This is a genomic window from Halolamina pelagica (assembly GCF_900115675.1).
In the GTDB taxonomy this organism is placed as follows: Archaea; Halobacteriota; Halobacteria; order Halobacteriales; family Haloferacaceae; genus Halolamina; species Halolamina pelagica.
On sequence record NZ_FOXI01000005.1, the window covers coordinates 207,936 to 227,643 of the forward strand.

A 19,708-nucleotide genomic window follows, 5' to 3' on the forward strand; every position below is an offset into this window, starting at 1 on the left:
CGGCGTCACGACGGATCCCCCGGCCGGTGTGTCGCGCTCCCGCCTCGGCCGAACCGGGGGCAGTTCTCAGCGCATGGGGTGGCTGGTCCCGTCCCCGTACTTGAGTGTCGGGGCGGTTCCGCGTCGATTGACGCGAGCCGCTCCCCCGCGGTCGGGGAACGAACCGCCTTTACTCGCCGGCCGGGTAGTGCCCCCATGCCGACGGTCACTGTAGACCCCGACGACGCACGCGAACGGCTGCGGGAGGCCGGCGTCGAGGTGTCGACGGGCAACACCGACCACGAGCGATGGCGGGCCGAACGCGGCGACGCCGTCGCGGTCGCCTACGACGACAAGGTCGTCGTCCAGGGGAGTTCACCCACGGATCTCACGCTGCTGCTCCGGGACGGCGGCGGCCGCGCACACGTCTACTTCGACGGCGCCAGTCGGGGTAACCCCGGGCCGGCCGCGGTCGGCTGGGCCATCGTCAGCAGCGACGGCGTCGTCGCTGAGGGGAGCGAACGCATCGGCCGCCGGACGAACAACCAGGCCGAGTACGAGGCGCTGCTGCGGGCGCTCCGTGCCGCCCGGGACCTGGGCCTCGACGAGCTCGACGTTCGCGGCGACTCACAGCTCGTGGTCAAACAGCTCCGCGGGGAGTGGAACACCAACGACCCGGAGCTCCGGGAGCTGCGCGTGACCGCCCGGGAACTGCTCCGGGCGTTCGACCGCTGGGACGTCGAGCACGTTCCGCGGGAGATAAACGACCGCGCCGACGACCTAGCGAACGAGGCACTCGATGACGCCAGATAGCGATCCCGAGACGGCCGAACGAACCGAGGCGGTCGACGCTGCGGGTACCGACGACGAGCGCGTGCCGGACATCCCGGCCGACGCCGTCGACGAGGCCGAGCGGCTCACCCGACTGGCCCGTGCGGCCGACCGTCGGGGCGACGACGCCGCGGCCGAGGAGGCGTCGGTGTACCGCGAGCGTCGGGACGACCTCGTCGCCGAGCACGATTACGAGACCCGCATCCGCGACGAGGACGACACGCTCGTGCTCTACCCCGAGGAGTGGCTGGAGGACGGCGTCGTCCAACTGGACCGGATCGAGGAGACCGACCGCGGGGTCGAGGTCACGCTCTCGGGGCCGGGCGACCCCGAGCGCTGGCAGGAGGTCGCGGACCACAACGACGACCTCGTGGCCGCCGTGGCCGACGACGCCCCGGAACACGAGGCCAACGCCCGGGCGCTGGCGGCGTTTGCCAGCAACCACTACGCGAAACCGCTCGAGAAGCTGACCGCCGAGGAGGTACGGGAGTTCCTCGACGAGTACTACCCGCGCAACGCCTGGCCGAGCGAGGCGCAGGCGTCGCTGATCGGGGAGTCCGTCCGAAAGCTGTTCGCGGCGGCCGATACCGAGCCGCCGGAGCCGGTCGAAGAGTCGTAAGCCGTCCTTAGAGGTTCTCGTCGACGATCTCGCCGATCTCGTCGGCTCGGCTCTCGTCGGTGACGTACCGGGAAAGCGTCCACTCGAGACTGTCAAGCACCGCCTCGCGCCCCTTCTCGGTCAGCGCGTACTGGTTCGTTCGCTTGTCGAGTTCGCTCTTCTCGACCAGCCCCATCTCGACGAGGTCGTCGAGGTTGGGGTAGAGTCGACCGTGGTTCACTTCCGTCCCGTAGAACTCCTCGAGCTCGCGTTTGATCGCGAGCCCGTACATCGCCTCCTCGGAGAGGATGACGAGGATGTTCTGCTGGAACGCGGTGAGATCTCGTGCGATACCTGGCTGCTCGTCGTTGACTGCTTCTGCCTCTGACATTGTTGATGTGGGGCACTGTGCGCTACCCCCCACCATGTACGCGACATGCCCCCCTTCCCGGGGCGTTGTCGGCGCCGACGCACAGCACGGGGTATTCGTACAGTGCTCGCAACATGTTCTACTCGTCCAACCGTAAAAGCATTTTCGCCCGGACAGGAACGTCCCGAAAAGCATTTGCCCGACTTGCCGGAACCTCTGGAGGCATGACGAACCTCTGGGAAGATCTGGAGACCGGGCCGGACGCGCCCGAGAAGATCTACGCGGTTGTCGAGTGCCTCAAAGGCGAGCGCAACAAGTACGAGTACGACAAGGACGTGCCGGGCGTCGTACTCGACCGCGTACTCCACTCGAACGTTCACTACCCCTACGACTACGGCTTCATCCCACAGACCTACTACGACGACGAGGACCCGTTCGACGTGATGGTGATGGTCGAGGACGCCACGTTCCCCGGCTGTGTGATCGAGGCCCGTCCGGTCGCACTGATGAGGATGGACGACGACGGCGAGCAGGACGACAAGGTGCTGGCCGTCCCCAGCGAGGACCCGCGATTCGACCACGTCCAGGACATCGACGACGTCCCCCAGCAGATCCTCGACGAGATCGACGAGTTCTTCGAGACCTACAAGAACCTCGAGGCGGGCAAGGAGGTCACGACGCTGGGCTGGGAGGACAAGCAAGCGGCGCTCGACGCCGTCGAGCACGCGCAGGACCTGTACGAGGAGACGTTCTAACCAGTCACGGCTCGCGAGCGACGGCGGCCGCCGGGTCGCCGTCGACGAGCCCGTTGCCGTCTGTGTGAGAACCGATACGCCTCGCAACTCACTCGGGCCTCTGGGCCGGAGTGACGGGGCGTGTTGCCGTCGCTGTGTGACGATCCACACAGCCACTACCGGACACGACCAGCGCGCGCTGGCTCGCGCCCGGTCGCCGACTCGGCGGCCGCCCGCCCGTCGGCGCCGATGCGCCCCAGTTCTCCACTCCACGCCTCCGATACGCCGGAGACATGCGTATTCCCCAGAAACATCGGTCGCGGGAGCGCCATGCGTTATGCGTATGGGTAATCTCTTGAGTGGTCGGGCCCACCGTTCTCACATGGCCGCAAAGAACCCCTCCGTCGGCATCGACCACGTGACCGTCGTCCCCGAACCGGCGGCGTCGCCCGGCGAGTCCGACGAGGACGAAGCGGACGCCGACGCCGAGCAGTGAGCGGGTCCCCGGAGACGGGAGCCGGCGATTCAGTGGTTGCGGATCACGTCTCCGACCCGCCCCAGTCCCTCCTGTAGCTCCTCAGTCGGGAGCCCGAAGCCGATGCGGAAGCGGTTCTCGTAGGGGCCGAACAGGTGCCCCGGCGCCAGCACCACCGACGCCTCCTCGACGACGACGCGGCAGAACTCCTCGGCGTCCTCGAACCCGTCGGGCACCGTCACGAACCCGTTGACGCCGACCGGTTCGTGCCAGTCGAGGCCGTGCTCGTCGATCCAGTCGGCGACGATCTCGCGGTGCTCGGTCGCGAGGTCGCGGTTCTCGGTCAGGATGTCCTCCTCCTGTTCGCCCAGCGCCTGCTTCGCGACGTGCTGGCCGAACAGCGTCGGCGAGATGGTGGTGTAGTCCTTCCAGCGCCACGCGCGCTCGACCACCTCCTCGTCGCCGACGACCCAGCCGAAGCGCAGGCCGGCGAGGCCGTACGCCTTGGTGAGACTGGTCGTCGAGATGCCGTACTCGCCCAGCGCCGCCGCGGGCGTGATCGGCTCCTCGGCGAGCAGGCGGTACACCTCGTCACAGAGCAGGTAGGCGTCGTGGTCGGCGGCGAGGTCGTACAGCTCCCGGACCGTCTCCTCGTCGTGGTAGTTTCCGGTCGGGTTGTTGGGGTTGTTGAGCACGACGACCGCGGTGTCGTCCCGGATCGCGTCCGTCACCCCCTCGACGTCGACGCTCCAGTCCTCGCGGTTCAACGGGACCCGGGTCACCTCGCCGAACGCCTCCGGGACGGCGTGGAGCGCCTGGTACGTCGGCGTGACGACGACGGCGTGGTCGCCGTGCTCGGAGTTCAACAGCGAGAGGAAGGTGAGGAAGTTGGCCTCCTGCGTGCCGACGGTGAACAGCACCTCGTCGGCGTCCCGGCCGTAGCGTGCGCCGACGTCCGCGCGGAACTCGGGGTCGCCGTTCGTGGGGATGACGTACCCGAGTTTCCCCGGATCGAGGTCGAAGCGGTCGGCCGGCAGCGAGCGGATCCCGCTCTCGGCGAGCATGATGTCGGCGTCGTGTTCGTACTCGGCGAACCAGCGTTCGAGGCCGAACGGTGAGACGTCCATACGCCCAGTCCGTCGGGCGGCCGCAAAAACCACCGGGTGCCGGCGACCGTCTCAGTCCCGGTCGCGCTCGCGCATGCTCTGGCGGGTGAACTGCGGCGTCGCCCGGATCGACTTCCGCTTGCGCCGGAACGAGCGCCAGAGCGCGACCACCAGCGGCGCCGTCACCCCGAGGATGCCGACCGAGACCCGCCAGTCCTGCCCGAACGCGTAGATTAGCGCCGCCGAGAGCACGCCGGCGGCGACGAAGATCCCCAGGATCAGCCGCTTGGCGAGGTCCCGCATCACGTCGTCGTCGTCTTTGACGTTGATGTTGACGGTGAGGTTCTCGTCCTCCAACCCGTCGAGCACCCGGTCGAGCTTCGGCGGGACCGTCACCAACGCGCCGGCGGTCTCCTGTGCCTGGTCGGCGGCATCGCCGGCGATACGTCGGGCGGTCTGCTCCCGGTAGCCCTGTTCGGTGAGGTAGTCGGTCGCGACGCTGATGAAGTCGAAGTCCGGGTCGAGCGTCACACACACGCCCTCGACGACGGTCGCGACCCGGAGCACCAGCGCGAGGTTGCGGGGCAGCCGCAGCGGGAACTCGTAGATCGTCCCCTCGACCTGCTCGATGATCTGCTGGACGCGGTACTGCTCGATGTCCTCGCCGCGGGCGTCCTGGATCGCGAGCTCCATCACCTGGCCCATCACCTCGCGGTCGGCCTCCGGCGAGAGCGTCCCCATGTCGACCAGCGCGTCGAGGATCGCGTCGGTGTCCTGCTGGGCGATGGCGACGTAGAACTCCACGATCTTCTCCTGGATGTACGGCTCGACCCGCCCGCTCATCCCGAAGTCGTAGAAGATGACGGCACCCTCCTCGTCGACCGCGAGGTTGCCGGGGTGGGGGTCGGCGTGGAACACGCCGTCGTCGATGATCATCTGCAGGTAGATGCGCTGGAGGCGCTCGGCCAGTTCGGTGCGGTCGATCCCCTTCGCGTCGAGCTCCTCGACGTCGTTGATCTTCGTCCCCGGGAGGTACTCCATCGTCAACACTGATTCCCCGGAGGCGTCGATGTGGGTCCGCGGGATGCGGATCTCCTCGTCGTCCGCGAAGTTCTCGCGGATCTCCTCGAGCATCGCGCGCTCGCGGCCGTAGTCCATCTCCTGGCGGATCGTCTTCGCGAACTCGTCGGCGAGGTTCGACAGCGAGAACGAGCTCGACTCGTCGACGAAGAAGATGATCACCGGCAGCGACCAGCGCAGCACCCTGAGATCGGCGTTGACCAGCGGGACGATCCCCGGCCGGCGGACCTTCACGGCCACCTGCTCGCCGTCGTGCACGGCGCGGTACACCTGCCCGAGGCTGGCGCCGCTGATCGCGTCGGTGTCGAACTCGTCGAACGTCTCCTCGACGGGGCCGAGTTCGGCCTCGAGGACCTCCTTGGCCTCCGTCCAGTCGGCCGGCGGCACCTCGTCCTGCAGGCTCGAGAGCACGTCGACGTACTCCGGCGGCGCCACGTCCGGCCGGGTCGACAGCAGCTGGCCGAGCTTGATGAACGTCGGCCCGAGGGTCAACAGCGTGTCGAGCAAGGCCTCGGCGCGGCGCGTGCGCGTCTCGCTGTCGACGCTGCGGCCGCGCCCGAACAGCAGGAACCGGTTCCGGTCCCGCGCCCACGCGAACAGCAGCGGCAGGAACCCCTTGACGACGACGAGGAACCGCCAGTAGGCTCGGAGGGATGCCAGCCTGAATCACCCCACCCTTGGGCGCGTCGGCTCCCCGGCGGTGCGGCCAGTCGGTCCGATCATCAGGCGTCGTCGATGTTGATCGACTCGGCCGGCCCGGCCGACCGCTTCGGGATGGTGACGGTGAGGACGCCGCGCTCCATCGACGCCTCGGCGTCGCTGCCGGCGTCCGGCGGGAGCGGGATCTCCACGTCGAGGAACAGCGGGCGATCCTCGCGCACGTAGTCGAACTCGCCGCCGAACGACTTCTCGCGGCGCGCTTCGATCCGGAGCCGACCGCCCTCGCTGCGCAGGTCGGTCGTGTCGGCGGTCGCCCCCGGCAGGTCGATCACGAGTCGGTAGGCGGACTCGCTCTCGAGCAGGTCGGCAAACACCGCGTCCGGGAGCTCTCGGAGCGCATCGCGAACTGTGTCCATAGCCGATCTATGGTGGCGCGTCTCGAAAAAGCCGGCGGTGGCGGTGGGGTACCGCGGCGGCGGTCAGCCGCGGTGATCGTGGGGTGATGCGGCGACGATCAGCCGCGGGACTCGTGGGGGTTCTGCGGCAACCGACAGCCGTGTCGATCGTGGAAGGAAGCGGAGAAGGGAGCGGTGACGACGGCGGTTCGGGACCCCGTTTAGGAGGTCGACGGCGTCATCTCGATGTCCATCGCCTTCTGGATGATCTGGATCGACGCCGTCGAGCAGACGAAGTACCAGAAGATCCACGGCTGGATCGGCCCGAGCATCGGCTCGGTCCACGTCATGACGCCCCAGATGGGGAAGATGACCTCGCCCAGCACGTGGTGGCTCTCCGCGCCGCGGGCGCCGATGGCCCAGTACATCCACAGGAACACCGGGATGGTGAGGAACATGATCCAGGCCATCGGGCGGAACTGCTCTTTGAACATGCCGAGCTGGTCGCCCATCGCCTCCATCTGCTCCTCCTGGATCTTCTGCATCGCGGCGTCGTCGCCGCGCTCTTTGGCCTCCTTGCGGCGCTCCTGGATGTCCTTCATCCGGTCCTGGTAGGCGCTCATCTTCTCCATGTCCATCAGCAGCGCGCGCAGGACCGTCGAGTAGAGCCCGGTGGTCATCGCCAGCAGCAGGACGACCGCGTAGAACGGGAGCACGTCCAGCAGCGGCCCGAGCACCACGTCGATGGCGCCCCCGACGACGTTCCGGACCGGCGCGTAGGCGTAGCCGACCATGAACAGCACCGTCCCGCCGCCGGCCATCTTGTCCCACTTCGACCACGACGTGCTCTCGACGTCGTCGAGGTCGACCGACGAACTGGTGAGATCGTCGTCGGACTCGAGCGCCTCGCGGGCGGCCTCGGGGTCCTCGATCCGGAACCCCGTCTCGCCCTCGACGAGCACCTCCTTCTCGATCAGTCGGCCCCACTGGCCGCTCTCGATCTCGCCTTTCACGTCCGCCCAGCCGACCTCGCCGTCGTCGGCGCGGTCGAGCACCGTCTCGACGACGTCCCGCATCGCGGGATCCTCCGAGACGAGTTCGCGGACGCGCTTCTCGGTCCGTACCATTGAGCCTCCCTTCGCTACCGGGCGTAATGAACCTTTTACTTGCCGCTGTCGAGGCTGGCGACGACTGCAGAACCGAGGGAGGCGGTTACGCGTCGATAGCGTCGGTGAGACGCTCGAACACGTCCTCGGGCGTTCCCTCGCCGTCGACTTCGACCAGTTCGCCCGTCTCCCGGTAATGCTCGATCACGGGCTCGGTGTTCTCCTCGTACACTTCCAGTCGGTCGCGAACGACGTCCTCCTCGTCGTCGTCGCGCTGGACGAGTCGCTCGCGGACCTCCTCGTCCTCGGGCATGTCGAACTTGACGTGGTAGTTCTCGCCGGTCTCGGGGTCGACGCGGCGGCCGGTCAGGCGCTCGACCAGCGTGTCGCGGTCGACGTCAAGGAAGAACACGTAGTCCAGCTCGGTCGCGTCGTCGAGGTACTCGACCTGCTCGAGGTTGCGCGGGTAGCCGTCGAGGACGTAGCCGTCGGCGTCCTCGAGCGCGGCCGCGAGCACCTCGTTGACGACCTCGTCGGGGACGAGCTCGCCGGCCTCCATGAAGCTCCGCGGCGTGCCGTACTCCGTCTCCATGTCCTTGTTCGCTCGCAGGGCGTCGCCAGTCGAGACGTGATCGAGGTCGTACGTCTCGCAGAGTCGCTTCGCCTGCGTGCCTTTGCCGGCGCCGGGCGGACCCAGCAGTAGGATGTGGTAATCGGCCATGTCGGAACCGACTCGGGCCGAGCATAAAGGCTTGAAGAAAGCGGTCGGCGTCCGGGACTGATTAGTCGCCGCGCTCCCCAGAGCCGGTATGACTCGCTTCGACGCCGACACGCCCACCGACCGTCGGAAGCTGTTTGCCGACGCCGTGACCGCCCACCGCACCCGGGGGAGCTCCTTCCTCACTATCGAGGCCGCGCCGCCGGAGTCCCCGGCGTTCGACCCGGACGGCGACGACGAGGAGGAGCAGGACGAGCCCCAGCCGTGGCTCCAGTTCGCCGAGAAGACGTTCAACCTCGACGTAACCGACGCGGAGCTGGACAGCGTCAAGTCGCTGGTCGACGAGTTCCCGGAGTTCCGCATCGACGACCTCGAGTCGCCCGAAACCGCGGAGGGGACCAACGTCCGGATCACCGCCCGCTCGGACGCCAACCGCCTCGCGGACTTCGCCGACCGCGTCTTCCGCGAGGTGTACGAGCGCGAGGAGGAGTACCGGGCGTGGGTCGTGGCTGTCTGAGCGCGCCCCCCCAGAAGGGACCGCCTGCGAACTACGCCCAGTGGCGCTCGGTCAGGTCCGCACGCATCACGAAGTCGGGCTCGTCGCCCACGTCGGCGCCCGCGAGCGCGGTGTCGCTCACCCACTTGACCGACTCGGGGATCAGCACGCGCGTCGTGTCGGCGTCGACCGAAGCGGCGTCGCGGCTGATCGCGGCCAGCAGCGCGTCGCAGGACGCGCGATCGCGCCACGCCGCGACGCCGTACTCGGCGCGAGTCCGTGACTCGCCGTCGTCCTCGAACTCGCTCGTCCGGACGCGGTGGCTGAACCCGCCGATACCGCCGTCTGGCGCCGAGACGACCAACAGCCGGTCGTCCGCAGCAGCCCGCCGGAGGCGCTCGCGGGTGAGCTCCGACAGCGCCCACGACTCCGTGGGGTCGAGTGCGAGCCCGTCGAGCGCGTCGCGCGCCGCCGCGTCGGTCCAGAACCCCCACGCTGCGTCGGGGTCGGCGTCGACGACCGCGGCGTCGTCGGTGCGGGCCGTCGCGTCGGCGTCCGGCTCGGGCTGGACCCACCGGAACTCGGTGCCGGGCTCGAACCCGTTGACCCGCGAGGCGCCGAGGCCGCTGGTGTTCCACGAGAACACCATGTTCCGGGCCACGCGCCGGCCCGTCTCGTGGAGCCAGTGGAAGCCGGCGTCGTTCAGCGCCCGCGAGAGCCGTCGACCGCGGTACTCCGGGTCGACCCGCATCGCCTGCATCCACCCCTCGTGCTCGCTGAGGCCGACCGCCTGACAGACCCCGACCGCGCGGCCGTCGGCGAGTTCGTCCACGTCGGCGGGATCGACGCCGTCGACGGACTCCGGCGCCGGCGGCGACTCGGTGGTGTCGACCGCGACGAACGTCCGCGTGTCGGGGTCGTCCGCCGCCATCCACCGCGGGAACGCCTCGGGGATGTAGTCGCCGCTCTCCCAGGTGTCGGTGGTGAACGCGGCGACCGCCGGGTAGTCCCCGGGGACCGCCTCCCGGACCTCGATCGCCGCGTCGGCGGCGTACTCCGTCGTCGTGGTTACGTCCATGGCTGGGACTCCTCGGTGAGTTCACCGGCGAGGTCCCGCCCCATCGCGTCCGCGGGGTTCCGGGCGTTTTCGAGCGCCCACATCAGCTTCACCTTCGCCGTCCCGGGGAGCGTGTCGCCCGCCTCCACGACCCCGGCGTCGAGCAGGTCCCGCCCGGTGTCGTAGACGCGGTCACAGACCCGCCCCTCGATGCACTGGGAGGTCATCGCGACGGTCGTGCCGTCCTCGACCAGTTCTTCCAGTCGCGGGATGAGGTCAGTGTGCACGTGGCCGAGCCCCGTGCCTTCGACGATAACGCCGTCTTTCCCGTCGAGGTAGTCCCACGCGGCCGGATCCATCCCGGGCGTCGGCTTGACGAGTTCCACGTCGGTCGCGAGGTCGGGGTTGATCGCGAGTTCCGCCTCGCCGCGCGCGGTGTATTCGCTGTCGAAGCTGACGCCTGCGGCGTCGCCTTGCCCGTCTTTCGCCGCCTCGTAGTCGACGCTCCCGAGCGGCTCGCCGCCGACGGTCTCGAAGGCGTCGCGCCGCGAGGTGTGGTTCTTCCGGACGCGCGTGCCGCGGTGGAGCGCGCAGTCGTCGTCGGAGGGGGTGGCGTGCATGCAGACCATCACCTCGGCGGCGTCGGCCGTCGCCGCCTCGACGGCACAGACCGCGTTCATCACGTTGTCCGAGGAGGGGCGATCCGCCGAGCGCTGACTACCTGTGAAGACGATGGGGACGGGCGTGTCGAGCATGTACGAGAGCGCGGCCGCCGAATACTGCATCGTGTCGGTGCCGTGCATCACGACGACGCCGTCGGCGCCGGCCTCGATCTCCTCCTCGACGGCCCGAGCGAGCTCCTGCCAGATCGAGGGCTCCATGTTCTCGCTCAGGATGTCGGCGACGACGCGGCCGCGGTAGTTCGCCCGGCCCGCGAGTTCGGGCACGGCCCGCAGCACGTCCTCGGCGTCGAAGCGCGCGGTCACGGCGCCGGTGCGGTAGTCGACGGTCGAGGCGATGGTGCCGCCGGTCGAGACCAGCGCCACCGTCGGCAGGTCCTCGTCGAACTCGATCTCGGAGTCCTCGCCGCCGCCGGCCTCGCCCTCCTCGACGTCGTACACGTCCGACTCCAGTAGCTCCACGTCGGCGCCCTCTCGGGCGATCCCGACGTTGTAGCCGCCGTCGAGTTTGAGCACGAGGTGGGCCTCGTCGGTCGTCGGCATCAGGACGCCTTCGTCGGTCGCGCCGTCGTGATCGACGCGGACGCGGTCCCCGGGATTCATACCCGCAGGTTCCGGTCGGCCGGACTTGAAACTGCCTTCTTCCGGCGCCCTCCGGGGCCGTGTCGGCGCAAGACCCATACTGCCGGCTCCCCCAGATGTGGCCATGCAGCGATCGCGCGAGCGGAACACGGAAACCGAGGCGGAGATCGCCGCCGACGCCGACGACGAAACCGCGTCGAGCGGGGGCCGCCTCTCGGGCGTTCGCCGGCGCGTCGGCCGGTTGTTCTCCCTCCGCGGGTTCCTGTTGGCGTTGGCGACTGTCGTCGTCGGGGTCGTCGCCGGCGGCGCGGTCGGCGGGATCGTCCCGTTCATGGGGACGGTCGGCCGGGTCGTCGGCGTGGTCGCGGCGACGTTCCTCCTCGGGCTCGTCCGCTCGCGCCGGCAGTACCTCGAAGTCGGCGTCGCGGGCGCGGCGGTGGCGGCGGTGCTGGCGGTGACGCAGGTGTTCAGCGGCGTGTTCCTCCCGATCGGCGTCGAGTGGCTCCAGCAGTACGGGCTGGCGCTGGGCGCCATCGGCGCCGGGAGCGGCGCGGTGGCGTCGCTGCTGGGCTACTACTTCGGTCGGGACCTCCGTGCCGGGCTGACGAAGTCGATCTAGGCGAGTTCCCAGGTGTCGCCGTCGGCTCTTCGGAGGAGTCCGTGTTCGGTGAGTTGCTCCAGCGCGTCCGCGACGGCGCTGGGGTCGGCGTCGACGTCCTCGACGATCTCGTCCCGCGAGCCGTCGGTGGTGACGACCGCCGAGAGCACCGCGGCGTAGAACCGCGAGTCGGCCTCGGCGCCGATGTGGCCGTTGAGGCGGTCGAGCACCTCGTTCACGCGGCCGTCGACCCAGCGCTGGGCGAGCGAGAGCTCGCGTTCGAGGCTCTGGAGCCGGTCGAACTCCTTGGCCAGCCCCGCCAGCCCGTCGTCGCCGGGCTGGTCGTCGATGTCGATGTCGAGGTGCGAACAGCAGCCGGTCATGTCGAGGCTGCGGCTCGCCGGGTAGGCGCTCTTGGCGCCGAAACTGTGCGGCGAGAGGCTGACCTCCAGCCTGACCGCGCGGGCGATGTGGAAGTACTTCCGCCGCTGATCGTCGGTGTGGCTCTCGACCAGCCCGGCCTCCTCCAGTTTGCGCAGGTGGTCGATGACCGCCTTCGGGCTCACGCCCAGGTACTCGCTGATCTCCGTGACGTAGCAGGACTTATGCGAGAGCAGCCGCAGGATGCGCCGGCGGTTCTCGTTGCCCAGAAGGTTCAGCAGTACCGCCGAGTCCATACTCGCGTTTGGCGGCAGGGAGCAAAAAGGCTGTCTCACTGAGGGACCCCGCCCTCTCCCGCCGCCGGACGGCGTTTCCGGGGGCCAAAGGGCTATGCCTGCAGGCCCGCCACGTCGGACCCATGTACCGACGCGACCTCCGGGACACGTCCCAGGACGGACTGCTGGCCGACATGGCGACCGCCGACCTCGCCGTGCAGGCGGCGCCGAGCCCCACCGACGACCGCATCGCCTACGCACTGAACCGCGAGGACCAGACCGACATCTGGCTCCGCGAGGACGGTGCCGACGCCCGCCTCACGAGCGAGGGGATCACCGCGATGCGTCGCGGCCGCGGCGACACCCAGTGGTTCGCGTGGGGGCCCGACGGCGACCGGATCGCCTTCGTCGACGCCGAGGGGACGCTCTCGGCGGTCGACGCCGAGACCGGCGCGGTCGAGGCGCTCACCCACCACGACGACCCGGACATCGGTCTCGCGTGGGGCGACCACGGGATCGCCGCCGTCACGAACGCAGTCTCGCGCGCCGCGCTCGTCCTCGTCGACCCCGACACCGGAAGCCAGCGAGTCCTCGCGGACGACGACTACCTCTACAACGATCCGCGCTGGGGCGACGACGGCCTCTACGCGGTCCGGGCGCCCCACCGCAGCCTGTTCGACTTCGAGGCCGAACTGGTGCGGTTCCCGATCGAGGACGCCGGCGTCGCTACCGACCCGGAAGTCCTGTTCGCCGAGGACGCCGTCCGCGTCCAGACGCCGCGCCCACACCCCGAGGGCGACGGCGTGGCGTTCGTCCACGATGCGGGCGGGTTCGACGAGATCCACTACGCCGACGGAGCCGCCGTCGACGCTGTGGGCGACGGATCGGTCGAGAGGACTACCGTCCACGCCGCCGAGGCGGCGGAGGTCGGCGCGCCCGCGTGGCACCCCGACGGCGACCGCCTCGCGTTCACCGCGACCAACGAGGGGCGCGCCCACGTCGGCGTCACGGGGATCGACGACGGCGCCGACGCCGAGCTACTGAGCGACGGCGACGCGTTCCACACCGGTCCGGTCTGGCTGGACGGTAACGTGTACACGGTCCGGGGGGACCCCACGACACCGCCGCAGGTCTGGAACGTCAGCGCGGGCGAACCGGCGATCGAGACCGGCTCGGTCGGCTTCGGGGAGCGCCTCGCGGAGCCGACGGAGTTCACCTTCCGCTCCGGCGGCCGGGAGATCCACACCGTGGTCTACCCGCCGGTCGACGGCTTCGGCGACGAGGTCGACTCGGTCCCGGTGCTCGTCCACCCCCACGGCGGCCCGACTGCCTTCGACGACTTCGGCTGGGACTACCGCTCGCAGTACTTCGCGGCGCTCGGCTACGCGGTCGCGATGCCGAACTACCGCGGCTCCGACGGCTACGGCCGGGCCCACCGGATGGCCAACGACGACGACTGGGGCGGCGGCGACCTCGACGACGTGATCGACGCGGCGGGGGCGACCGCCGATGCGTTCCCCGCGGTCGACGCCGACCGCGCGGGGATCTTCGGCGGCTCCGGCGGCGGGCTGATGACCGTGAACGCGCTCGGCAACACCGACGCCTACGACGCCGGCGCGGCCTTTTACGGCGTCTACGACTACGAGACGTTCGTCGACGACACCGACGACGTCGGCTGGCAGCTGATGAAGCGCGAACTCGGCGACCTCGCGACCGACCTCGCGAACTACCGCGAGGCCAGCCCGATCCGGGACGTGCCCGACATCGAGGACCCCGTGCTGGTGCTCCACGGCGAGGAGGACACCCGCGTCCCGATCAGCCAGTCCGAACAGCTCTGTGACGAACTCGAGAAACACGGCAAGCGCCACGAACTCCAGTCCTACGCCGAGGAACCCCACGGCTTCAGCCAGCGCGAGAACGTCGTCGACGCCTACACCCGCGTCGCGGACCTGTTCGCGAAGTACCTTCGGGTCGACCCGGACGACGGGAGCAGCCGGCCCCACCGGCCCGACGAGGAGTAGTCGCTGCCACCCGCGCTACGACTCGGCGTCCAGATCCGCCTCGATCGCGGCGTCGATCCGGGGCCGGATCCGCTCCGTCCGCCCGGTCACGAACGCCGCCAGTTCGCCGGGGAGCCCCTCGCCCCCGACGGCGTCGTCGACGGTCGAGAGCCGCGTCCGGAGCTCCGCCAACCACTGGTCGGTGTCGTCACCGCGCCCGTCGCGGGCGGCCGCCCGGGCAGCGACGGCGACCAGCACCGCGGCATCGACGGCCCGGACCACGCCGGCGACGCCGCCGCCGAGGCTGCCGTTCCCGCCGCCGTCGTCGGTCTCCTCGCCGATGAGGTCGGCGACCGCGTCGTCGACGCCCTCGACGAGGTCGCCGGCGTTGTCCTCCGCGGCCGTAACGACTTCGACCACCGTCTCGTCGTCGATGTTCTGCCCCGTCGCCACGCTATCGATGTCCTCGTCGTCGCGTATCGCCGCGACCTGCAGGCGCGTCCCCACGAGGAACTGGAGGAGGAAGTCGGCCAGTGCGACCTTCCCCGTCTCGATCCCCGAGAGGTCGATCACCTCGTCGTCGGCGTTCGGGTTGACCCGGAGCGCGCCGCGCCCGCCGGACCCGTCGCGGATCTCGACGGTGTATGCGCCCTCGCGGTGGGCGTAGATCCCGAACCGACCGGCCTCGCCGGGCGGGCGGCCGTCGTACACCGGGCCGGCGAAGTCGTCGTCGAGCGCGACCGACGCGAGCGCCGTCCCCTCGGCGGTCTCCCCGCGGACCTTCACCGCGTCCTCGTTGGCGCTCATCGGGATCGCGCCCTCGACGCCGGCGCGGGTCGTGCCGCCCTCGTGGGTCAGTTTCTCGCCGTAGGGGGCCATCCCCGCGCCGTTGACCGTGAGTTGGTGGTCCCCCTCTCCGGGGTTCTCCAGGGTGACAACGCCCGAGAACGAGGGGACGGCTTCGGGATCGCTCTCCAGCAGCGCGACCGTCTCGATCGAGGGCGCGAGCAGCGCGACGCCGTTGCTCCCCGGCGCGTCGTCGGCGCCGGTGGCCTCACGGACGGCGCCCAGGATGCGGCTCACGTCGCCGCCGGCCTCGATCGGTTCGTAGCGGTCGGCCAACGCCGCGCGGTGCTGGGGATCGCTGATGTCGGTCTCGGGGTTGGAGAACCGCGGCTGGCTCCAGGGCACCCCGACGGTGGTGATGTGACCCGAGATGGCGTCTTCGATGAACTCCGGGACGGTGAAGGTGAAGCTCAGCTGCGGCCCGGTGAAGTCGTCGATGTGTCGGATCTCCGCGGTGTCGACAAGCCCGTAGCGCGCGTCGGCGTCGGCTCCGGCGCGAACGTCCGGGACGAACGCCACCTCGCCCTCGCGTTTCGGGATCGACTCGGGCGGCGTCGCCAGCGCCTCGTACGTGTCGACGGTGAGCTCGTCGGGCATCAGGTCCCCGGGGCGCACGTTCGGCAGGCGGTCGTGCTCCGGGAGGCGGTCGCCGTCGTACTCCGGGATGGCGTAGGGCAGCGCCCACCCCTCGTCCCGCGGGAGCCCGTAGGCCAGCGGGAGCGACGCCTGGCCGGAGATCACCTCCACGGGGTCGTTGCTGATGTCGGGCGCGAGCCCGTCGACGGCGGTGCGCTGGAACGACGTGGGCCGGGCGTTCACCCCGAGCGTGCTGGAGTGTGAGCCCACCTCGCTGATGATCGACGCCCGGTCCACGTCCGGATCGAGGTGTTCGTTGTTGGGTACCTTCCGGGAGTGGGCCGAGGCGACGAACAGCACCGGCTCGCCCGTCCCGGTCGGCGTCGACGTTTCGTCGGCCGTCGAGGGCTCCGTGGCCGAAGCGGTCCCCTCGCCGTCCGCCGAGCGATCGACGAACACGTGTAACACCTCCCAGTCGTGCCAGTGGAAGTTGGTCGAGAACTGGTCGAACGCCGAGTAGATCCAGAACTGCACGCAGGTGAGCGGGGAGTCCGGGTAGTCGACGGCGTTGTAGAACACCGTCGGGTGGGGGTAGTCGGCATCGCGGGCGTCGGCGCTGTAGCCGTCGAGCGCGTCGAAGCCGTCGACGACGGTGTCGCCGTCCTGATCGGACTCGTACTCCCGCGGGTCCGTGGCGGGCCACCGTTCGCGCGCGCCGTAGTACAGCGTCGGCGCGTGCGCTTCGGCCAGCCGTCGGGACTCCTCGTCGTCGACGGAGTCGGTCGTGGCCGGGTCCGGGTTGCCGCTCAGGAGGTAGGCGCCGCTGACCGTGGCGCCGCCTCCGGCCAGCAGCGCGAGCAGGTGGCGTCTGTCGATCCCGTCCCAGTCCATCTACTCCTTGATTCCAGGCGAACGGGTATGTGTCTTTGGTGCACCGAAGGCGTGATAGGCCGGCCACCCGACTGTTCACCCATGGACGCTGCACTCGTCATCCTCGACGGCTGGGGGCTCGCGCCCGACGAGCAGCTCGGTCGGGACGCCGTCGGTGCCGCGGCGACGCCGAACTTCGACGCGCTCCGCGAGGCCGGGGCGTTCGGGACGATGACCGCCCACGGCCGCCGGGTCGGCCTGCCGGAGGGACAGATGGGCAACAGCGAGGTCGGTCACATGCACCTCGGGGCGGGCCGGGTCGTCAAACAGCCCTTCACCCGGATCAACGACGCCATCGCCGAGGACGAACTGGGCGAGATCGACGCCATCGCGGACGCCCTCGAGCACGCTGCCGACAACGGCGGCCGCGTCCACTTCGCGGGCCTGGTCAGCGACGGCGGCGTCCACTCGGATCAGTCCCACCTCCACGCGCTGATCGAACTGGCGGCCGACCGCGGCGTCGACGCCGTCACCCACGCGTTCACCGACGGCCGCGACACGCCGCCGAAAAGCGGTGCCGACTACCTGGTCGACCTCGAGCAGGTGGTCGAGGAGTACGAAACCGGCCACGTCGCCACCGTCACGGGCCGGTACTACGCGATGGACCGCGACCACAACTGGGAGCGGACTCGGAAGGCGTACGACGCGATCGTAAACCGTAACGCGCGATACGAAACCGACTCCGCGGTGGCCGCCATCGAGGCGAGCTACGAGCGCGGGGAGACCGACGAGTTCGTCGAGCCGACGCTGATCGCGGGCGCGCCGGCGCTCGAAGACGGCGACTCGGTGATCGCGTTCAACTTCCGAGCCGACCGGACCCGGCAGCTCTGTCGGCTGTTGGGTGGGCTGGGCACCGACGAGTGGCCGTTCACCCTCGACCGCCCCGAGATCCGGCTGACGACGATGACCCGCTACGAGGAGACCTACCCGTTCCCGGTCGCGTTCCCCCCGAACGAGCCCGAGCGGACGCTGGGCGAGCTGTGGGCCGACGCCGGCATGACCCAGCTCCGGGTCGCCGAGAGCGAGAAGGAACCCCACGTCACCTACTTCTTCAACGGCGGTCGGGACCGCCCGTTCGAGGGCGAAACCCGCCGGATCGTCGCCTCGCCGGACGTGCCGACCTACGACCACCAGCCCGGGATGTCCGCGGCGGAGGTGACCGACGCCGCCGTCGCGGCCGTCGCCGAGGACGACATCGAGCCGGACGCGCTCGTGCTCAACTACGCCAACCCGGACATGGTGGGCCACACCGGGGACTTCGACGCGGCCGTCGCGGCGGTCGAGGCCGTCGACCGCGAGTTGGGTCGGCTCGCGGACGCGATCGCGGATGCGGGTGCACACCTGCTCGTGACGGCCGACCACGGCAACGCCGACGACATGGGGACGCCCGAGTCCCCGCACACCGCTCACACGTTCAACCCCGTGCCGGTGATCTACGTCTCGCCCGCCGGCGACGCCGGCGGGAACGCGATCCGGGAGGGCGGCTCGCTGCCCGACGTGGCGCCGACGATCCTCTCGCTGCTGGGGATGAATCACCCCGACGTGATGACCGGCGAGTCGCTGTTCGAGTGAGTTAGCGCGGCGACGGGTCCCGGAGGTGGCGGTACGCGGGCCCGGCGAGCAGGAGCAGTGCGGCGATCGCGGCGGCGAGGATCAACCGCGGCTCGATCACCGCCCCCAGCCCCTCCTGGAGTACGCGCTGGATCGAGCCGCCGGCGACGACGCCCGCCAGCGCCCACGGGAGTTCGCCGATCGCCGTGCCGACGAGGAACGGCCGCAGCGGGACGCCCGAGAGCCCGATCCCGACCGAGACCACGTCCGAGGGCGCCGGGAGCAGGCGGCTGGCGATCACGCCCCGGAGGTCGCCGGTGGCGTCGACGGCCCGCGCGCCGGCGGTCGCGACCGGGCCGCCGTCGGCCGAGCGGCGGGCGAGCAGGAACGGCGGCACGCTGGTGAGTGCGATCAGCGCCAGCGCGACCGGGAGGCCGCGGAGCCCCCAGCCGTAGCCGACGACGACGGCGATCAGCGTCGTCGGCCACGCGAGGACCGGCCGGAGCAGCGCCAGCACGACTAACGCGACGCCGAACCGCAGGGGGTCCGCGGCCAGCCAGTCCAGCCGCGTCAGCACCCACTGGGGCGAGGTGAGTACCGCACCGAGGCCGACGACCAGGAGGAGCGCAACCCCGAGCACCGTACGAGTGCGTCGCTGCACAGCGGCCGTCGCCGTCGCAGGGCGATGTGGCTTGCGGTCGGGGGCGGGGACGAAATCGATTTCAGATTCACCAGTAGCTATTTGCAACTTCGGACGGTTGTGCGACCATGGACAGGCGGGGCTACCTCCGGGCGGTCGGCGTCGGCGGGGCGCTGACGCTCGCGGGCTGTGGCGGCGAGACCGGCGCCGTGAACGCGGAGGGGTTCGACGGCGCGGGCACGCTCACCCTCGCGACGGCGACGACGGCGTACGACAGCGGACTGCTCGACGCACTGGTACCGGGGTTCGAGGCGGCCTTCGGCGCCACGGTGCGGACGCTACCGCGGGGGACCGGCGGCTCGCTCGAGACCGCGCGCAACGGCGACTGTGACGCCGTGCTGGTCCACGCCCGCCCGCTCGAGGACGCGTTCCTCCGGTCGGGCCACGGCGTCAACCGCCGGGCGCTGATGGTCAACGACTTCCTCGTCGTGGGGCCGGCCGACGACCCCGCGGGCGTCGCCGGCCTCGATCCACTGCCGGCGTTCCGCGCCATCGCCGACGCCGGGGCACCGTTCGTCTCGCGGGGCGACCGCTCGGGCACCCACATCCGCGAGCAGCAGATCTGGGAGCGGGCGGGCGTCGAGCCCGGTGGAGACTGGTACCGGGAGACGGGGCAGGGGATGGGCAACACGCTCACGACCGCCGAGCAGATGGGCGCGTACACGCTGACCGATCGGGGCACCTTTCTCACGGTCCGCGAGGGGTCGCTGACGTCACACGTCGATCGAGGGATCGAGGACCCGCCGAGCCTGCTGCGCAACGAGTACGCGGTCATCCCGACCAACCCCGCCCGCCACGAGGTCGCCTACCCGCCCGCGATGGCGTTGTTGGGCTATCTGACCGGCCCCTGCCGCTCCCGGATCGCCGAGTTCCGCGTCGACGGCGACCGAGCGTTCCGGCCGCTCGGGGCCACGGAGGACCCCAACTTCGACCAGTACGTCCCGCGGGACTGGGAGGGCTGAGACCGTCCCCGGACCGAGAGAC

At 70.3% G+C, this 19,708-nt stretch carries 19 protein-coding genes; 8 read left to right on the plus strand and 11 right to left on the minus strand.

Features of this window, described 5'->3' with window-relative positions:
* Positions 1 to 195 precede the first annotated feature (195 nt).
* On the plus strand, positions 196 to 792 hold the full coding sequence (gene rnhA, locus BMZ83_RS09125) for a ribonuclease HI (protein WP_074877848.1): 597 nt from the start codon (positions 196 to 198) through the stop codon (positions 790 to 792).
* Positions 779 to 1,429, plus strand: a complete 651-nt coding sequence (locus tag BMZ83_RS09130) for a DUF7108 family protein (RefSeq protein WP_174955523.1) — start codon at positions 779 to 781, stop codon at positions 1,427 to 1,429. Before rnhA ends, BMZ83_RS09130 begins: the two co-directional genes overlap by 14 nt.
* A gap of 7 nt (positions 1,430 to 1,436) precedes the next feature.
* Here BMZ83_RS09130 and BMZ83_RS09135 read toward each other — a convergent pair whose 3' ends face one another.
* A complete protein-coding gene (locus BMZ83_RS09135; RefSeq protein WP_074877850.1) occupies positions 1,437 to 1,799 on the minus strand; it encodes a PadR family transcriptional regulator in 363 nt (120 codons plus the stop codon).
* A 203-nt stretch (positions 1,800 to 2,002) separates the two neighbouring features.
* Here BMZ83_RS09135 and BMZ83_RS09140 point away from each other — a divergent pair, with 203 nt between their 5' ends.
* On the plus strand, positions 2,003 to 2,533 hold the full coding sequence (locus tag BMZ83_RS09140) for an inorganic diphosphatase (RefSeq protein ID WP_074877852.1): 531 nt from the start codon (positions 2,003 to 2,005) through the stop codon (positions 2,531 to 2,533).
* 504 nt (positions 2,534 to 3,037) lie between these two features.
* Here BMZ83_RS09140 and BMZ83_RS09145 read toward each other — a convergent pair.
* From BMZ83_RS09145 to BMZ83_RS09165, 5 genes are all read right to left on the minus strand, one after another.
* Entirely contained in the window at positions 3,038 to 4,114 is a 1,077-nt protein-coding gene (locus BMZ83_RS09145) for an aminotransferase class I/II-fold pyridoxal phosphate-dependent enzyme (protein ID WP_074877854.1), read from the minus strand.
* 51 nt (positions 4,115 to 4,165) lie between these two features.
* Positions 4,166 to 5,833 (minus strand): ABC1 kinase family protein, encoded by a 1,668-nt coding sequence (locus tag BMZ83_RS09150; RefSeq protein ID WP_074877857.1) that lies wholly within the window; start codon positions 5,831 to 5,833, stop codon positions 4,166 to 4,168.
* 62 nt (positions 5,834 to 5,895) lie between these two features.
* Positions 5,896 to 6,249 carry an Hsp20/alpha crystallin family protein gene (locus BMZ83_RS09155; RefSeq protein ID WP_074877859.1) on the minus strand — a complete coding sequence of 118 codons (354 nt, stop codon included), beginning with the start codon at positions 6,247 to 6,249 and terminating at the stop codon, positions 5,896 to 5,898.
* A gap of 200 nt (positions 6,250 to 6,449) precedes the next feature.
* Positions 6,450 to 7,355 carry a DUF106 domain-containing protein gene (locus BMZ83_RS09160; RefSeq protein WP_074877861.1) on the minus strand — a complete coding sequence of 302 codons (906 nt, stop codon included), beginning with the start codon at positions 7,353 to 7,355 and terminating at the stop codon, positions 6,450 to 6,452.
* Between the two features lie 85 nt (positions 7,356 to 7,440).
* Positions 7,441 to 8,055, minus strand: coding sequence for an adenylate kinase (locus tag BMZ83_RS09165; RefSeq protein WP_074877863.1), 615 nt, complete (start codon positions 8,053 to 8,055; stop codon positions 7,441 to 7,443).
* 88 nt (positions 8,056 to 8,143) lie between these two features.
* Between BMZ83_RS09165 and BMZ83_RS09170 the strand changes: the two genes are divergently transcribed.
* Positions 8,144 to 8,569 (plus strand): hypothetical protein, encoded by a 426-nt coding sequence (locus BMZ83_RS09170; RefSeq protein ID WP_074877866.1) that lies wholly within the window; start codon positions 8,144 to 8,146, stop codon positions 8,567 to 8,569.
* Positions 8,570 to 8,600: 31 nt separating this feature from the next.
* Here the strand turns inward: BMZ83_RS09170 and BMZ83_RS09175 are convergent, their stop codons facing one another.
* Positions 8,601 to 9,626, minus strand: a complete 1,026-nt coding sequence (locus tag BMZ83_RS09175; RefSeq protein WP_074877868.1) for a GNAT family N-acetyltransferase — start codon at positions 9,624 to 9,626, stop codon at positions 8,601 to 8,603.
* Positions 9,617 to 10,888, minus strand: coding sequence for a Glu-tRNA(Gln) amidotransferase subunit GatD (gene gatD, locus BMZ83_RS09180; protein ID WP_074877870.1), 1,272 nt, complete (start codon positions 10,886 to 10,888; stop codon positions 9,617 to 9,619). Before gatD ends, BMZ83_RS09175 begins: the two co-directional genes overlap by 10 nt.
* A 103-nt stretch (positions 10,889 to 10,991) precedes the next feature.
* Here gatD and BMZ83_RS09185 point away from each other — a divergent pair, with 103 nt between their 5' ends.
* The gene (locus tag BMZ83_RS09185; RefSeq protein ID WP_074877872.1) at positions 10,992 to 11,486 is read left to right on the plus strand and encodes a hypothetical protein; all 495 of its coding nucleotides are present in this window, start codon (positions 10,992 to 10,994) and stop codon (positions 11,484 to 11,486) included.
* Here the strand turns inward: BMZ83_RS09185 and BMZ83_RS09190 are convergent.
* Positions 11,483 to 12,142, minus strand: a complete 660-nt coding sequence (locus tag BMZ83_RS09190) for an ArsR/SmtB family transcription factor (protein WP_074877874.1) — start codon at positions 12,140 to 12,142, stop codon at positions 11,483 to 11,485. The genes BMZ83_RS09185 and BMZ83_RS09190 overlap by 4 nt on opposite strands.
* A gap of 122 nt (positions 12,143 to 12,264) precedes the next feature.
* Between BMZ83_RS09190 and BMZ83_RS09195 the strand changes: the two genes are divergently transcribed.
* Positions 12,265 to 14,142 carry a S9 family peptidase gene (locus tag BMZ83_RS09195; RefSeq protein ID WP_074877876.1) on the plus strand — a complete coding sequence of 626 codons (1,878 nt, stop codon included), beginning with the start codon at positions 12,265 to 12,267 and terminating at the stop codon, positions 14,140 to 14,142.
* Positions 14,143 to 14,157: 15 nt separating this feature from the next.
* Here the strand turns inward: BMZ83_RS09195 and BMZ83_RS09200 are convergent, their stop codons facing one another.
* Entirely contained in the window at positions 14,158 to 16,434 is a 2,277-nt protein-coding gene (locus tag BMZ83_RS09200) for a hypothetical protein (protein ID WP_074877878.1), read from the minus strand.
* An 81-nt stretch (positions 16,435 to 16,515) separates the two neighbouring features.
* On the opposite strand from BMZ83_RS09200, the gene gpmI reads away from it, so the two are divergent.
* Entirely contained in the window at positions 16,516 to 18,045 is a 1,530-nt protein-coding gene (gene gpmI, locus BMZ83_RS09205; RefSeq protein WP_074877881.1) for a 2,3-bisphosphoglycerate-independent phosphoglycerate mutase, read from the plus strand.
* A 1-nt stretch (position 18,046) separates the two neighbouring features.
* Here gpmI and BMZ83_RS09210 read toward each other — a convergent pair whose 3' ends face one another.
* Positions 18,047 to 18,685: a TVP38/TMEM64 family protein gene (locus BMZ83_RS09210; protein ID WP_074877882.1), complete on the minus strand. Its 639-nt coding sequence runs from the start codon at positions 18,683 to 18,685 to the stop codon at positions 18,047 to 18,049.
* Positions 18,686 to 18,792: 107 nt separating this feature from the next.
* Between BMZ83_RS09210 and BMZ83_RS09215 the strand changes: the two genes are divergently transcribed.
* Positions 18,793 to 19,686, plus strand: a complete 894-nt coding sequence (locus tag BMZ83_RS09215) for a substrate-binding domain-containing protein (RefSeq protein ID WP_074877884.1) — start codon at positions 18,793 to 18,795, stop codon at positions 19,684 to 19,686.
* The last annotated feature ends 22 nt before the right edge of the window (positions 19,687 to 19,708 follow it).